Source organism: Parabacteroides caeci (assembly GCF_023656795.1).
GTDB classification, from domain to species: domain Bacteria; phylum Bacteroidota; class Bacteroidia; order Bacteroidales; family Tannerellaceae; genus Parabacteroides; species Parabacteroides segnis.
In genome coordinates this window covers 22,567-39,419 of the sequence record NZ_JAMOKT010000036.1, presented here as the reverse complement: position 1 = coordinate 39,419, position 16,853 = coordinate 22,567, and the positions used below count along the sequence as shown (strand labels likewise).

General features: G+C 46.1%; 12 protein-coding genes. 3 read left to right on the top strand and 9 right to left on the bottom strand.

Features of this window, described 5'->3' with window-relative positions; translation table 11 throughout:
* Positions 1-83: 83 nt before the first annotated feature.
* Entirely contained in the window at positions 84-4,553 is a 4,470-nt protein-coding gene (locus NBH15_RS17470) for a translocation/assembly module TamB domain-containing protein (RefSeq protein WP_244051132.1), read from the top strand.
* Here NBH15_RS17470 and NBH15_RS17465 read toward each other — a convergent pair.
* The 7 genes from NBH15_RS17465 to NBH15_RS17435 all read right to left on the bottom strand — a co-directional run bounded on the left by NBH15_RS17465 (position 4,516) and on the right by NBH15_RS17435 (position 12,275).
* Entirely contained in the window at positions 4,516-5,448 is a 933-nt protein-coding gene (locus tag NBH15_RS17465; protein WP_128134366.1) for a tRNA dihydrouridine synthase, read from the bottom strand. The genes NBH15_RS17470 and NBH15_RS17465 overlap by 38 nt on opposite strands.
* Positions 5,448-6,113, bottom strand: a complete 666-nt coding sequence (gene lipB / locus NBH15_RS17460) for a lipoyl(octanoyl) transferase LipB (protein WP_128134367.1) — start codon at positions 6,111-6,113, stop codon at positions 5,448-5,450. The genes NBH15_RS17465 and lipB overlap by 1 nt, the downstream gene beginning before the upstream one ends.
* Positions 6,059-6,853 carry a monofunctional biosynthetic peptidoglycan transglycosylase gene (mtgA, locus tag NBH15_RS17455; RefSeq protein WP_128134368.1) on the bottom strand — a complete coding sequence of 265 codons (795 nt, stop codon included), beginning with the start codon at positions 6,851-6,853 and terminating at the stop codon, positions 6,059-6,061. Before mtgA ends, lipB begins: the two co-directional genes overlap by 55 nt.
* Positions 6,854-6,982: 129 nt before the next feature.
* Positions 6,983-8,530 (bottom strand): D-xylose transporter XylE, encoded by a 1,548-nt coding sequence (gene xylE / locus NBH15_RS17450; RefSeq protein ID WP_128134369.1) that lies wholly within the window; start codon positions 8,528-8,530, stop codon positions 6,983-6,985.
* Positions 8,531-8,663: 133 nt separating this feature from the next.
* Positions 8,664-9,992: a xylose isomerase gene (gene xylA / locus NBH15_RS17445; RefSeq protein WP_010803714.1), complete on the bottom strand. Its 1,329-nt coding sequence runs from the start codon at positions 9,990-9,992 to the stop codon at positions 8,664-8,666.
* Between the two features lie 25 nt (positions 9,993-10,017).
* Positions 10,018-11,523: a xylulokinase gene (locus NBH15_RS17440; protein ID WP_128133909.1), complete on the bottom strand. Its 1,506-nt coding sequence runs from the start codon at positions 11,521-11,523 to the stop codon at positions 10,018-10,020.
* Between the two features lie 11 nt (positions 11,524-11,534).
* On the bottom strand, positions 11,535-12,275 hold the full coding sequence (locus tag NBH15_RS17435) for an NUDIX hydrolase (RefSeq protein WP_128133910.1): 741 nt from the start codon (positions 12,273-12,275) through the stop codon (positions 11,535-11,537).
* 268 nt (positions 12,276-12,543) lie between these two features.
* Here NBH15_RS17435 and NBH15_RS17430 point away from each other — a divergent pair, with 268 nt between their 5' ends.
* A complete protein-coding gene (locus NBH15_RS17430) occupies positions 12,544-14,367 on the top strand; it encodes a TrkH family potassium uptake protein (protein ID WP_250823176.1) in 1,824 nt (607 codons plus the stop codon).
* A gap of 13 nt (positions 14,368-14,380) precedes the next feature.
* Positions 14,381-15,067, top strand: a complete 687-nt coding sequence (locus NBH15_RS17425; protein ID WP_007653146.1) for a potassium channel family protein — start codon at positions 14,381-14,383, stop codon at positions 15,065-15,067.
* Positions 15,068-15,179: 112 nt separating this feature from the next.
* On the opposite strand, the gene NBH15_RS17420 is transcribed toward NBH15_RS17425, so the two are convergent.
* Together NBH15_RS17420 and NBH15_RS17415 are read right to left on the bottom strand one after the other, a co-directional pair.
* Positions 15,180-15,365, bottom strand: a complete 186-nt coding sequence (locus NBH15_RS17420; protein ID WP_250823175.1) for a SecDF P1 head subdomain-containing protein — start codon at positions 15,363-15,365, stop codon at positions 15,180-15,182.
* 151 nt (positions 15,366-15,516) lie between these two features.
* Positions 15,517-16,785, bottom strand: a complete 1,269-nt coding sequence (locus NBH15_RS17415) for a hemolysin family protein (RefSeq protein ID WP_007653132.1) — start codon at positions 16,783-16,785, stop codon at positions 15,517-15,519.
* Positions 16,786-16,853: the final 68 nt, after the last annotated feature.

Sequence of the window (16,853 nt, the reverse complement as noted above, 5' to 3'; positions counted from 1 at the left end):
TGCGTTTAAAATATAGTAAAGATATCAGAGGACTAAAATACATAATCATTACCCTACTTGTTTTGTTCTGGATATTCTATGCAATGCCTTTCATTTTATTGAAGATACCTTATATCCAATCTCAGGTTTCCGGCATTGCATCGACAGAATTATCCAGCCATCTCGGTGTGCCCGTAAAGATAGGAAATGTAAATATCGAGTGGTTCAACCGCGTGGTACTCGACAACTTATACCTGGAAGACAAGGCAGGTAAGACCTTATTCGAGGCAAATCATGTGGCTGTCGGTTTCGAAGTCCTCCCATTGCTCAAAGGTAAATTTGTATTCTCTACGGTCCGGTTATTCGGCTTTTCGGTCAATCTCAATAAAAAGACTCCCGACAGTCCGTTGAACCTCCAGTTCGTTATCGACGCTTTCGCCAGCAAAGATACGATGAAGAAGAATCCGAATATCGACCTGCGCTTCAACTCCATCCTGATACGCCGCGGGAATTTCCGGTTCGATGTGGAGAGCGAGGCGCAAACGCCCGGTAAGTTCAACGCCAAACATGTGGACATCAAGAACCTGAGTGCCAAGATTTCCATGAAAGCGTTCAATAAGGACAGTCTCAACGCGAACATCAAAAAGATGAGTTTCGATGAGGCATCCGGCTTTACGTTGAACAAACTCTCGATGAATATCATCGGCAACCGCGACAGCACGTTTATCAATAACTTCGAAATCAAGTTGCCGGAAACCGATTTGAAAATAAGCAAGGCCAGGATAGACATGCGCGAAATCAGCAATGCTTCCGAGCTGCTGAACCATGCGCCGCTGGCACTGAACATATCTCCGTCGCAAATCTGCCTGAAAGACCTTTCGTCTTTCGTTCCGGCCTTTAGTAATTTCACCGAAACCATCGAACTTTCGGCCGAAGCCTCCGGAGCCATCAACAATATCAACCTGAAACAGTTGACATTACGATACAGCGACAAGATGCTGTTTATCGGGAAAATGGACCTGAAAGGAATCAGCCACCCGGAAGATGCCTATATCTTCGGACAGGTGAACAAAATGTATATTACCACCGACGGACTGAGCGGACTGATAAACAATTTCAATAAAAAACCGGTCGTCCTGCCCGATCCGGTTATCAGACTGGGCACAATCAACTTTACCGGAGAGATATCCGGCTTCTTCGATAACCTGGTGGCTTTCGGAAAGTTCTCTTCGGCTATCGGCTCCGTACAAACCGATATGATATTCGGTAGTGATAAAGAAAATAATATCACAGCCTACCTGAAAGGACATGTTTCCACCTCCGGACTGCTTCTGAACGAACTTTTCGACGAAGGCAACCCTTACGGTAACGCCAAGCTGAACATATCGGTCGATGCCAAACGGCATAAAAACAGCAGTTTCTTTGGTAATATCAAAGCAAATATCGACGAATTCGAATACAAGAAATACAAATACGAAGATATTCAGTTATCCGGAAATTTCAAGAAAAACAGCTTTGACGGGATGGTACAGGTGAACGATCCGAACGGTAAGTTATATGCAGAGGGTATGTTCCGCCACGAAGGAAAGAACTCCATGTTCAACTTCACCGCCAATCTGGAACATTTCCGCCCGGACAGCCTCCACCTGATCGATAAATACGAATCGCCGGACATCTCGTTATCCCTGAACGCCGACTTCACCGGTAACAATATAGATAACCTGGAGGGGAACATCACGATAGACAGTCTTTCCTTCATCACAGCGCCCAGCAGCTTTTTCCTGAAAAAGTTTCAGGTAACGGCCTCCGGTCATTCGCTGGATCGCCATCTGACGATCTCGTCCGACATTCTGAACGGGGAAGTGACGGGTGCTTACTCGTTCAAAACGATCATCCCGAGTTTCATGAATACCTTCAAAGGATATATTCCGGCGCTTATCAATGCCACGCAGAAAAAGCAGCAGGTAGAAGAAAACAATTTCTCGCTGTTGCTGACTGTGGAAAATACGGAGAAGATATCCGAAACACTCAAATTGCCGGTAACAGTAGTAAACCAGGCACGTATCACGGGACATTACAACAACCTGTATAACAAATTCCGCATCGAAGCCTTCCTCCCCAAGTTCAGACTGGGAAAGTCCATGTTCGAATCCGGCTATCTGACATGCGACAACCCGCAGGAAAACATCAATCTGCTATTAAAAGCGATCAACTACAACCAGAAAGGACTTCGCAACTACCTCGATCTGAAAGTGGATGCCAAGGATAACCGGATCAATACGCTGATCGGATGGGCAAACAACAAGGAAAAAGAATTTCGTGCCGAACTTTCGGCTTCCGCCCTCTTTACGGAAGAGGAACAGGAGAAGAAGCCTGCCATGCTACGGACCGATATTGCCGTGAAAGAGAGCCAGCTGGTGCTGAACGATTCTCTATGGATCATCCATCCGTCGGATATCAGAATATCCGACGGTAAAATAGATATCCATAAATTCAGGGTAGGCAACGAAAAACAATCGTTGTTGCTGGACGGGAGTATCTCCAAAAATCCGGCAGATACCCTTTTAATGGCTCTGAAACAGGTTGAACTCAGTTATATATTCGATATACTGAACATTCCGGTATTACAGTTTGCCGGGAAAGCAACGGGTACATTCAATATCTGCGACCTTTACGGAAGTCGCATGCTGAACACCGACCTTGAAATAAATGACTTTTCATTTAACCAGACTCCCCTCGGCCGGCTAAATCTGTTCAGCGAGTGGGACGATGCCCAGAAAGGTATCCTAATGCTGGGTAGCATCTATAAAAACGATACGACATGGACCGACGTAAGCGGCTATATCTTCCCCGTCGGACAAAATGCCGGACTCTCCCTGTTCTTTGATGCCAACGATATCAACCTGGGATTCCTCCATCCTTTTGTGGAAAAGGTTGCCAAAAACATGAAAGGACGGGGATTCGGAAACGTCCACCTGCACGGCCCGTTCAAAGCGCTGACCGTAGAGGGCGACGCATACGTGCTGGACGGTGGCCTGGGTATCGAATATACCAATACGTATTATACATTCTCCGACTCCATCTACATGGATGCCGGTTCCATAAATATGCGCGACCTGACGGTTCACGACGAGTTCGGTAATCCGGGTACCGTCAACATGAGCGTCTATCATAACCACTTCAAAGATGTCAGCTTCGACGTGAATGTCAAGACAAAGAATATGCTGGTATTCAACGCTACCCGCAAACTGAATCCACTGATCTACGGTACCGTTTTCGGTAGTGGTTCGGCTTCCATCAAAGGAAATGACAAGCTAATCAACTTCGATATCAATATGCGGAGCGATCCTAAGACGTCCATTACCCTCGACTTCATCAACAACACTACTGCTGCCGACTATGACTTTATCACTTTTGTAGATAAAAAACAATTGAAAGATCTGGCCAACGGAACATTATCGCGGGATTCCCTGAAGATTGTAAACAATGAAGAAGAGGAAGGGGCCGAAATGCGCATGAACTTCCTGCTCGATATCACCCCCGATGCCAAAATCGAACTGATTATGGACCCGATTGCCGGCGACAAAATAACCGGTAATTGCAGCGGAAGCATGCAGATAGAATACGGGACAAAAACGGACTTACGCATGTATGGCAACATGGGAATCGTCAGCGGTAACTATAATTTCAGCTTACAACAGATTATCCATAAAGACTTTAAGATACGTGAAGGCAGTGCAATCGACTTCCGTGGCGATCCTTTCGATGCGACGATGCATATAAATGCTATTTATAACCTGACAGCCAACTTGCGTGATCTGGATGAAGGGCTTGCCAGGGAAAGTCCCCGAACCAACGTCCCCGTCAACTGCGTGCTTAACCTGGATGGTATGTTGCGCAGTCCGGCAATCTCATTCGACCTGGAACTGCCCGGCACCAACGAAGAGATAGAACGACAGATGAAGGCATTGGTCGATACCGAAGATATGATGACGCGTCAGATCATCTATTTGCTGGTATTGAATAAGTTCTACACACCCGACTATTCTCAGAATGCTTACCGTTCGAGCGAGTTCAGTGCAGTAGCTTCTTCTGCCATCTCATCCCAGATTTCAAGTATTCTGAACAGCCTGACCGACAAGGTACAGATCGGAACGAATATCCGTACCAGCGAAGACGGCATACAGGATACGGAAGTGGAAATGTTACTTTCCAGCCAATTGCTCGACAACCGCCTGCTGTTCAACGGCAGTTTCGGATACAGGAACAATACGTATCAGCAAAAGAATGATTTTGTCGGTGAGTTCGACCTGGAATACAAGTTAACTCCCAGCGGAGAAATCCGCCTGAAAGCATACAATCATGCAAATGATATGTACAAATACCTCAACGGAGCGTTAACAACTCAGGGCGTAGGTGTCATGTTCAAGAAAGACTTCTCCCATCTCTCCGAGTTTTTCCGCCGGAGAAGGAAGTTATTACCGATTATCCCGCTTGCCCCTGCCGATACAATCGCGCCGGCGAAGGCTGATTCAACTATTGTAACAACTCCTTCACGGCCTGGAGATAAGTAGGCAGTTGGTTGCTTTTCAGTATCTTCTTCCGCAGACGTTTCTCAGCCTCCGGCAACAGGTAATCCCAAAGGGTTTTCATTTTGGCCAGTATCTGATGGTCGCCTCCTTCAAGCGCACTGCTGTATTTTTCAAACAACAACGTGTGGAAATGAAGCAGTTTAGCTTTCTTTTCTTCATCCGTAAAACTGTTGCCTGCTGCATATTCCGCAGCCAGCCAGGGAGAGGATAACAGGCCACGCCCCGACATCACACCTGCCAGACGGGGAAACCGGCAGAGAATCCGGTCTATATCTTCCAGGCTGTTCAAATCTCCGTTATAAAAAAGCGGATGCCTGCATACCTCATAGAAACGGGCGAAACTGTCTGTATCCACATTCCCTTTGTATTGTTGCGTGCCTATCCGGGGATGCAAAGTAACATGAGCCAGAGGCAGGGAGTTCATAACCGGAAGCAAGGCAAAGACCTCATCCGGGGCATTCCAGCCCAACCGGAGTTTAACCGAAAAGCTCATCTCCGGGAACTCCCGGATCGTCTGCAACAAAGCCTCCGCCTCTTCTACAAAAGGAAGAATCCCCGCCCCCCGGTGCAAACGCGCCTGCATAGGGAAAGGACACCCCATATTGATATCCGCCTGCCGGTATCCCTTTTCCCGGAACAATGCAGCCAAACGGCGGAATTCACCGGGAGTAGCAGCAATCAGTTGGGGAATCACCGGTGTTTCCGAATTTCTTTCCGGAGCGATATCACGGATATCTTTGTTACGGAAACCGTCTTTCTCCACACGCACAAAAGGGGTGTAATAATTCTCCACCCCACCGAATATACGGTGATGGACTTCCCGGTACACGGCATCGGTATATCCTTGCAAAGGAGCGAAATGTATTTTATAATCCATCAGGGAAACAGTTCTGAGAATAATGAATGAAGTTGTGTTTTAGCTAGTTCGAAATCCTGCTTTTCGCCTAATTCCTTTTCCAGCGAAGTGACGCCTTTATCTGTGAAGCCACAAGGATTAATCAGGGAGAAATAGCTTAAATCCGTATTGATGTTCAGCGCAAAACCGTGCATAGTGACATACCGGCTGCTCTTCACCCCGATGGCACATATCTTACGGGCACGGCCTTTTACCAGCGGGTCGATCCAGACCCCGGTCGCCCCTTCCAGCCGTTCTCCTTTTATCCCGTAGAGAGACAGGAAGTGGATAATGACTTCTTCCAAAGTATGGATATACTGTTTCAGTCCCAGTTGCCAGTGTTCGAGGTCGAATACCGGATAACCGGTGATCTGTCCGGGACCATGATAGGTGATATCCCCGCCCCGATTCGTATGAAAGAAGGAAATGCCCCGCAGCTGCAGCAGTTCGGCAGGGATCAGCAAGTTTGTGTCTTTCCCGCTCTTACCGATTGTCAGCACCGGCTCATGTTCGCAGAAAAACAGTTTATTCTCTCCTTGTCCGCCCCACACTTTGGCATGCAGCAGTGTCTCAAACGCTTCCGTCTGAACCTTTAAAGCGTCGGTATAAGCGATACGTCCGAGGTCGTGAAAAGTGAAGCTCTCCATTTTTTTCTCTTTTTTATCTTTTTGTTTGTGTTTTCTATTTCACCGGCTCCGTAACCCATTTGTATCTTTAGCAGCTTACCCATCAAGGAAAGAATCTGCCCTTGCCGCTTCAACATATAAGGGGAAGGTTTGCCGGAATTAAACTTACGGGGATTCGGCAGGGACGCAGCGACCAAAGCCGCTTCTTCACGGGTCAGCTGATAGGCCTGCTTCTTAAAATGGACTTTGGCTACCGCCTCCGCTCCGTAGATGCCGTCTCCCATCTCAATCGAATTGAGATAGACTTCCATAATCCTTTCTTTACCCCATATCCATTCTATCAACAGGGTGAAATAGACTTCGATACCTTTTCGTATATAACTTTTCGTTGGAAGCAGGAAGACATTCTTGGCTGTCTGCTGGGATATGGTGCTGGCGCCACGCACACGCTTTCCTTTCTCCGCCTCATCACGTGCCTTCTGTATCTGTTCGATATCAAAGCCGTTGTGGTCGAGAAACAGATTATCCTCGGAAGCGACCACGGCCTGCACCAACGGTTGGGCTATCTTCGACAGCGGAACCCACGTATGTTCGAGTTTGAAAGGCTTCCCCGATTTATACTGGTCGTACAGCCGTGTCAGCATCAACGGCGTATAATAAACAGGAATGAATTTATAGGCCACCACCGCCAGGATGCTGGATATAAACAGGAATAGAAGGATATTCCTGCACCAGATCAGGATCCGTTTTATAATAGGCATACTAAAAGTCTTTTTTAACGCAGACAAATGTACAAAAAAGCGGTAAAACAGATGATAAGATTATGCAAGAGAAAACAAAAAGAGGCCGCCAAAAGATATGACAGCCCCTCTATTCATATGGAAAATAAATTATCTCTTCCAGTACTGTTCCATCTGTTCCAATGTCTTACCTTTCGTTTCGGGAACGAATTTCCAGATAAAGGCAGCGGCAAGGATACCCATCAGGCCGTAAATCCAGTAAGCGACACCGTGATTAAACGTTTCCGTCAGGTACTGGTTCTTGTCAAGCATCGGGAAAGTCCACGATACGAGGAAGTTGGCAATCCACTGTCCGGCAACGGCAATACTCATCACCGTCGAACGGATCGAGTTCGGGAAGATTTCCGCCAGCAATACCCAGCAAACAGGTCCCCATGACATAGCGAAACCGGCAGTATACACCAGCATACAAACCAACGAGCCTATGCCGACAGAGTGTGTATAGAATGTTGTTCCCAGGATAATCATGGAAACAGCCATCACCAACGCACCGATAATCATCAACGGACGGCGGCCAAACTTATCGACCGTAAAGATTGCCAGCACAGTGAACGACAGGTTCACGGCCCCTACCACAATCTGCTGCAACAAAGCGGCATCGGTAGCGGCTCCCATCGTCTTAAAAATCTCCGGTGCATAATAAAGCACCACGTTGATACCGACAAACTGCTGAAATCCGGACAGCAAAATACCTACCATAATAATAAGTACCCCGTAAGAACGAATCGGGAACGCCAGCGAAACGAAGAAACTACCGATCAAGGCGATCTCCAGTGCACTTGTATTTCCCGCCAGTTCCAATGCCCCGTAAGCCAACAGGAACAAAACGAGCCATGCTCCCATAAAACGGAAGTAAGGACGCATGGAGGGTGCTTTTTCCTTGAAACTCTCTTTTATGTCACCCAGTTCTTTCACGGCTTCGTCTTTTCCCATCAGGCGGTCGAGGATGGTCAATGCCTTTTCCGTCTTTCCACGCATTACCAGGTAACGGGGCGTTTCAGGAACAAACATCAGCAGGGTAAAGAAGAATACGGCAGGAATAATTTCAGAAGCGAACATCCATCTCCATCCAACCGTGTGCAACCAGGAAGCATCGCCCTGCAACGCAATCGTGTAATTCACAAAATAAACGACCAGCATACCGAAGATGATCGCAAACTGGTTCCACGAAACCAGGTTACCACGACGGTCTGCCGGAGCAACCTCGGCAATGTACATCGGCGAAACCATCGAAGCCAGACCGACCCCGATACCGCCAAGAATACGGTAAGCCACAAATAAATACATGTAAGTATGATCTCCGCTTCCAGGTAATCCCAGACCGAATTCGGGCCAGGCCGAACCGATAGCCGAAAGCAGGAAAAGAATAGACGCCACGATCAACGTCGGCTTACGTCCGTAACGCTGGCTGACCCATCCGGCAAAAGAGGCACCCAGGATACAACCGATCAGCGCACTGCTGACAACAAACCCTTCCAGCGAATTGGCCTGGTCGAGCGGTAATCCGTAAGGTTCAATAAAAAATTTCCGTAGTGATTCTACTGTTCCGGAGATAACTGCCGTGTCATATCCGAATAATAACCCTCCGAGGGTAGCAACGAGGGTGATACCAAAAATATAACTGTTGTTGTTTTTCATGTTTACCAGATTAAGAGTAACTTTTCCCCTCTCGAGAGGGGGCAGGGGGTGTGTTAATGCCAGTTATAAGACTAAATTTAACACACCCCTTAATCCCCTCTCCAGAGGGGAAAGAGTTACTCCTTGTAACTAATTATATATATAAATTGAGAATCATCTCATATAACTCCTGCTTACCGCTGATCTGTTTCGGTTCTCCGTCGCGGAGAGCGATCGTACGCAGGTCTTCCAGGGTAAGTTTACCGTCTTCAAAGGCTTTACCGTCGCCACCATCGAAGCTGGCATAACGTTCGGCACGCATCTTGGTGTAATCAGACTGTTCTATAATAGCGGCTGCACACATCAGAGCACGGGCAAACGCATCCATACCACCGATATGAGCCAGGAAGATATCATCCAGGTCTGTCGAGTTACGACGGGTCTTTGCGTCGAAGTTTGTTCCTCCGGTTGTCAGACCGCCACCCTGAAGGATGACCAGCCATGCCTGAGTCAGTTCGTAGATATCCATCGGGAACTGGTCGGTATCCCAGCCATTCTGATAGTCGCCGCGGTTTGCATCGATACTGCACAACATGCCGGCATCCACAGCAGCCTGCAATTCGTGTTCGAATGTATGTCCGGCCAGCGTAGCGTGGTTCACCTCGATATTCAAAGCGAAATCTTTATCCAGGCCATAGTGGCGCAGGAAGCCGATAACCGTTTCCGAGTCTACGTCGTACTGATGTTTTGTCGGTTCCATCGGTTTCGGTTCGATCAGGAACGTGCCTTTGAAACCATTCTTGCGGCCATAGTCACGTGCCATGGTAAGCATCATAGCCAGATGGTCTTTTTCACGTTTCATATCTGTATTCAGCAAGGTCATATAACCTTCACGACCACCCCAGAATACATAGTTCTCGCCACCTAAGGCGATACAAGCGTCGATAGCATTCTTAATCTGTGTTCCGGCACAAGCCAGTGCAGGGAAGTAAGGATTGGTTGCAGCACCGTTCATATAACGTTTGTTACTGAATACGTTGGCGGTAGACCATAACAGTTTCTTTCCGGTTGCCTGTTGCAAGCCTTTGGCATGTTCCACCATTGTCTGCAAGTCTTTCTCAAACTGAACCAGTGTAGGAGCTTCGTCCACCACATCCACATCGTGGAAACAGTAATAAGGAATGCTACATTTAGTCATGAATTCGAAAGCTGCATCCATCTTATATTTGGCACGGCTGATCGGGTCGGAAGCTGCATTCCAGGGGAATGATTTTGTTCCTCCGCCAAACTGGTCACCACCTTCGGCACATAATGTATGCCAGTAAGCCATCGCAAAACGAAGATGGTCTTTCAATGTTTTACCCATTACCACCTTGTTTTCATCATAATAATGAAATGCCATCGGATTCTTTGAATCGCGTCCTTCAAACTGAATCTTTCCTATTCCCGGGAAGAATTCTTTTTCACCTTTATAAAAGTCCATGAAATTAATTGTTTAATGATTTATATTACATTGGTATGTTATTCTCACACATCAGCTTGTCCAGCCGTTCTTTCCATATGCTGTAAGCTGCACAATATTTGTCCGCCTTCAGTCCGTCGGGTTCAATCACATCGATTTTCTTGAGGGAGGCAAATGCTTCTTCGGCCGACTGATAAATACCGGCACCGATACCGGCTCCCTTGGCAGCACCTACAGCGCCGTTTGTATCGAACAGCTCGATCACCGTTCCGGTCACACCCGACAAAGTATCACGGAAGACCGGACTCAGGAACATATTGGCACTACCGGCACGGATTACATCTATATCGATTCCCATCTCGTTCATGATATCCATTCCGTATTTGAAAGAGAACACAATTCCTTCCTGAGCGGCACGGGCAATATGGGCCTTGCTATGAATATTAAAATTCAGCCCGTGTATCGAACAATCGATCTGCTTATTCTGCAACATACGTTCGGCACCATTACCAAACGGCAGAATGGACAGTCCTTCCGATCCGACAGGGATACCGGCAGCCAGTTCGTTCAACTCCGGATAACCGATTCCTTCGGGCGCTACATTCTTCTTCACCCAGGAATTCAGAATGCCCACCCCGTTGATACAAAGTAATACGCCCAACCTTGTCTGATCCGCAGAATGATTTACATGGGCAAAGGTATTTACCCGCGACAAGGTATCGAAATTCACTTTTCCGTTTACACCGTACACCACACCGGAAGTACCACCAGTTGCAGCAATCTCACCCGGATTCAATACGTTCAGCGACAAAGCATTGTTTGGCTGGTCGCCGGCACGGTAAGTCACAGGTGTCCCTTTCTTCAACCCCAGTTCTGTTGCAACGGAACCGAGCAGTTCCCCCTGCAAACCGAATGTCGGACGTATCTCAGGTATCAGGTCGTTGCTGAATCCGAAATAGTTCATCAGGTCTTCAGAAACCTGTTCGTTCTTAAAGTCCCAGAAGATACCTTCCGACAAACCGGACACGGTCGTTACGATATCCCCTGTCATCCGCATGGCGATAAAGTCACCCGGCAGCATGAACTTATGAACGGAACGGAATAACTCCGGTTCAAACTCTTTTACCCAGGCAAGTTTGGATGCGGTAAAATTACCCGGCGAATTCAACAGGTGGGACAAGCATTGCTTCTCCCCTATATTTTTAAACGCACGGTCTCCATAAGGTACGGCACGGCTGTCGCACCAGATGATAGAAGGACGCAGCACCTCCATCTTCTTATCGACCAGCACAAGTCCGTGCATCTGGTAAGAGATACCGATCGCTTTGATATCGGTTCCCTGAATACCGGCTTTCGCAATCGCTCCTTTAATGGCTTCCTTCAGATACTTCCACCAATCATCCGGCTCCTGTTCCGCCCAACCGGGTTTTACAGCTTTAATAGGCGCTTCCTCTTTCGGATAGAAATCCGCCCCGATAGTTAATCCCGAATTGGCATCTACAATCGAGGCCTTCACAGAAGAACTACCTATGTCACAACCTAACAAATACATATATTCACTGATTAATTCTTATTAAATTTCGAATGCAACTTATTATACTTCACTTTGTCGAAACGATAATAACGGGCGGCACGGTGAGCAACTCCTGTTTCGATCTCGTCAGTCTGTACGATATATTCCAGCGACCCCATTTTCTTATGGAAGTTACGGACATCCATTTCCTTATTATATATGATCTCGTACGTACGACGCAACTGATAGGCTGTAAATTTCAAAGGCAGGTAATCGAAAATGATGGATGGCTCCTTTTCAACCCATTCACGTATTTCCTCCACAGCGGCCTCGATGATTTCTTTATGGTCGAATGGCAAAGAAGGCAGTGCGTCGACAGAGAACCAGGCCAGTGAATTATATTTATTGGTCGGGTTCGACTTCCGTCCGATCTTACTCAATGCCAGATAAGCTACGGTTACGATCCGTTCGATCTTCAGCTTCATAGCGTTTTCCAGCCACTGCATATCATCTTTATTTTTCGTACGTGAAGGAGAGCCAAAACTGCGGAACTGTTTCAAAGGTACGCGTTTCAAACCTGTAGCTTCATTAAATACACGGTAAGCAGCCGTGTCCAGATCTTCGTTCTCAAAAATCAGGCTACCGGGTAGCTTATAATGTTTTTCGTCACTCTTGTCTATTTTCCGCTCTACGAGCAGTACGCATAATTTATCTTCGTTTACGCCCAGCAGCACGCAATCAACAGACACATGCGAGTAAAGCATCTTGTTATTTTCCATATGTGTTTCCATAATATTACGTTAAACAGTTGCAAATATAAACATTTATCCAATATACAAAACACACAGAATCATTTTTTCAATATTTATAACAGCTTATTTATCTGACAATTTACTATCTTACCTCATACAATAACATTTATCGCCCATAATGTAAACAAAACAATATTGTGATAAACCGTTGATCTTTCTCTTTTTAACATGCTTTATCTAAACTTTCTGAACTATTCTGTCCTCCAACTACTTTTATTAATACTTTTGCTGCAGATTATACTTGAAAATGGATATAAAACATATACAGTTCACATGCCGGATGTACTGGGCGAACATGAAAGGCATCCTGAATATATTCGCGGAAGGCCTCATTCTTCTGGCATCTATCGCTTCCTTATTCGTACTGATCTACCAGTTCGGGTTCCAGCAGACAAGCGAAACCATACATCATTTATATCTGAGCCGTATTTATATTTTACTGGCATTTTTTATCGGTATCACGCTCCGCTACATCGTCCGGTTCGGTGAGATCATACAGGAAAAGCTCTTATATCTGGATATCGGCATTTACTTTCTGCTGTTTGCCGTTTTGTCGGCAAAAGTATTTTTCAGAGAGGTGATTCAGCAGTCACTGCCATACCTCGATTTCCTGTCGAAGCCGTTGTTTGTCTATACGCTGATGTTATTGCTCAGTATGATCCATCTGTCACGGCAGACTTTCACGCTTATGCAAACACGTATCAAGCCGTCACTGCTGTTCCTGCTGAGTTTCATATTCGTAATCCTGATCGGAGCCGGATTGCTGATGCTGCCGAACGCAACAACCCGCCCGATCCATTTTGTCGATGCGCTGTTTACGGCAACGACTTCTGTCTGTGTAACGGGACTGACTACGGTTGACGTAGCGACTACTTTTACACATATCGGGCACGTTATCATTATGCTCCTGATACAAATCGGCGGAATCGGAGTAATGACTTTTACCAGTTTCTTTGCCCTTTCTTTCATGGGGCATTCTTCTTTCACCAGCAAACTGGTTCTGAAAGATATGCTGAACGAAGACCGTATCGGTGGGTTGTTCCGCGTTATCCTGAATATTCTGTTCGTTACTTTCTTTATCGAAGGGATCGGGGCCTACTTTATATATATGGATATCAGAGGCGTGTTGCCGGGAGCCACTACGCAGGATAACATCTTCTTTGCTATCTTTCATGCGGTTTCTGCCTTCTGTAATGCCGGTATTTCCACACTGAGCGGCAATATGTGTGATCCGATAGTGGCCCATAACTACAATCTGCACGTATGGATTTCCCTGTTAATCATCTTCGGAGGCCTGGGATTCCCGATCGTTTTCAATTATCTGAAACTGCTAAGGCATTTCATCGTTAACACTTTTATGATAGCTATCGGGCAACAGAAACATTATATCCACACACCCCGTATCATCAATATCCATACATATATAGTAGTAATAAGTACGCTGGTCCTGATCGTCGGAGGTATGTTCTTTTATTTCCTCTTTGAGATGAATAATACGTTGGCCGACCTGCCTCTGAAAGGGAAGCTGGCTGATTCGCTGCTCGGTGCCGTGACACCCCGAACGGCCGGTTTCACCGTGGCAAATATGGATGCGCTTCGTCCGGTAACGCTGATGCTGACCCTTATCCTGATGGTTATCGGGGCTGCTCCGATGTCGACCGGTGGCGGCTTAAAAGTAACGACCGTTTTTGTAGCTATTGCCACGGCATTGAATGTATCCCGTGAAAAGGAAAAGGTTGAAGTTCGCAAACGTGAGATATCTCCCGCCACTATCCGCCGGGCTTTCGCAACGATTGTCTTCTATTTCATCTTTGCCTCGCTGGCTGTCTGGATATTGTCTTATACGGAAGAAGGGACACCGGTGTTTACACTTACATTCGAAGTTGTTTCGGCTTTGAGTACGGTGGGATCGAGTCTGAACTTCACCTCTATGCTTTCCATGGCCGGAAAGTTGATTATCATCTGTACGATGTTAATCGGACGTATCGGGGTACTGACATTCATAGTCAGCTTTATGAGAGAGTACAAAAAGAGGGATTACACATATCCCCAGGAAAATATATTAATGTAATATGTAATGCCTTATGAAATTTCTGGTTATAGGATTAGGAAATCTGGGACGCGCTATCGCGGAAAATCTCACCCGTATCGGCGATGAAGTGATAGGTGTCGATCTGAACCTGCATAAAGTGGAGGCCGTAAAACAAACGATCTCCGGTTCTGTCAGCCTCGATACGACTGACAGGGATGCACTAAATACACTGCCGTTGAGCGAAATGGATGCCATCTTCGTTACTTACGGCAAGAATTTCGGAACATCGGTACAGACTGTCGCCTTATTGAAGAGCCTGGATGCAAGCAGGTTGATCGTCCGTTCGATCTCTCCCATTCATGAAACGGTGATCCGCTCGATCGGTGTATCGGAAATCATTCGTCCGGAACAGGATTATGCGGCAACCTATGCCTCCCAGAGTTTGCTGGGTGACCTGTTCCAGCGTTGGTATCAGGTAACGGAAACACATCATCTGTATAAAATAAAGACACCGGGAGCTTTAGTCGGACAGACGCTAAAGACGATCGACTTCCAAACGAACTTCGGCATCCGCCTGGTCGGAGTAGAACGAGCCAAAGAAGTACGAAACCTGATCGGATTGAAACAAACAGAATACTATGTGGTCGACCCACTGACCGATGATCTGGTGCTGGAAGCCAACGACAAGCTGATCCTCTTCGGAAAAATGGAGGTACTTCATAAGATCAAAGAATTGTGAGGAGAGAAAAACTATACTGAAGGCTTTTTCAAAGCATATATGTTTCGTCATTAAAACATATATGTTTTGAATACAAAAGTCCCTTATTTTGATTACAAAAGAAGGGTGCTTTTCAAACCTGCTTCGCATAAGTAAAGATAGAGAAAGCACCACTTTCTATCCGTGCATTTACCTTCGGGTCTGTGATAACTTTATTGTCAAAAACAAAACAAATTCGTTTGCCGATAGATCTTTCCGTAGCATCTGCCCATCGACTCACTTGGGATTGGTTTATAGTCCCAACAATCATATACATCATTCTATTATCCGAGTATGAGAAAGAATCCAATCTTAGAAAGGCAAAATCTTTGACTGTTATAATTGATTCTTTTGATTTGATTTATTCCTGAATAATCTAGTTGGTCTATATAAGAATAAATCCTTCCACAATAAACCTTTATTAAAGATTTTCAATCGATCTTCTTCACCAGCACCTTGTCGATACGTGCACCGTCCATATCTACGATTTCAAATTCAAAGGTCAGCCAGGTCAGCGTCTCACCGGTCTTCGGAACGCGTTCAAGAATTTCCAGGATCAGACCACTCAACGTATTATAATCGTGTTCGGCATACAGATCTTCCATATCGAAATACTCCAGAAAATCATAGAAGTTATACTGTCCGTCAACCAACCAGGAGCCATCGGCACGCTGCACGATCTCGGCCTCCTCTCCCACTTCCGGAACCTGTCCGATCAGCCCTTCCATAATATCTTTCAGGGTAACAATTCCCTGGATTCCTCCAAATTCATCCGTAACAATACCATATTTAACACGTGCTTCCTTAAACTGCTCCAAAGCATTATACACACTCTGGTTCTCGGGAAGGTATTGGGCGGGACGTATTACCTCTTCCAACGAAAAGTCAGGTTCGTCAATCCGGCCGAACAGGTCTTTCAGATAAACAACACCTTTGATATTATCAAACTTCTCGGAAGCTACCGGATATATATTAAACAGATTTTCCTGTACCTTTTCACGGATCTTCTCGATACTGTCGGTGACATCCAGCCATACCAGATCGCTCCGGTGTGTCATGATCGAACCGACATTTCGGTCTCCCAGGTTGAATACACGTTCCACGATGTCCTGTTCCACTTCCTGCACTTCACCGCCGTCAAAGCCTTCTTTGACGATTGCCTTGATCTCCTCTTCCGTTACTTTATTTTCTTCGTTTGCTTTAATTCCGGTAATTTTTATAACAAGGGAAGTGCTTTTCGACAACAACCAGACAAAAGGCAAAGCCAGCTTCGATAAAAAGTACATCGGTTTAGCGACCAACATAGAAACCCGTTCGGCATACCCCATACCGATACGCTTCGGAACAAGTTCACCCATAATCAAAGTCAGGTAAGTCACAATTATAACGATTATTGTTTTAGATACTCCCAGTGCATAAGGCTCCAGCACAGGCACATGACGCACCACTTCTGCCAGGTTATAGGCAAACGCCTCTCCTGAATACAAACCGGTCAGGATACCGATTAGCGTAATTCCGATCTGGATAGTTGATAAAAAACGGTCGGGTTCTCCAGCCAGCTTCAAGGCTGTTTGCGCTGATTTATTACCTCTTTTTGCATCCAGTTCCAGCCGGGCCTTGCGGGCAGACACCAGAGCAATTTCAGACATAGACAAAATTCCGTTCAACAAGATAAGGCCGATAATAATAAAAATTTCCATTTGCTATATATACAGCGATTGATTAGGCAACGAAGATATGAATTATATCGAAATTAATACTACATTTA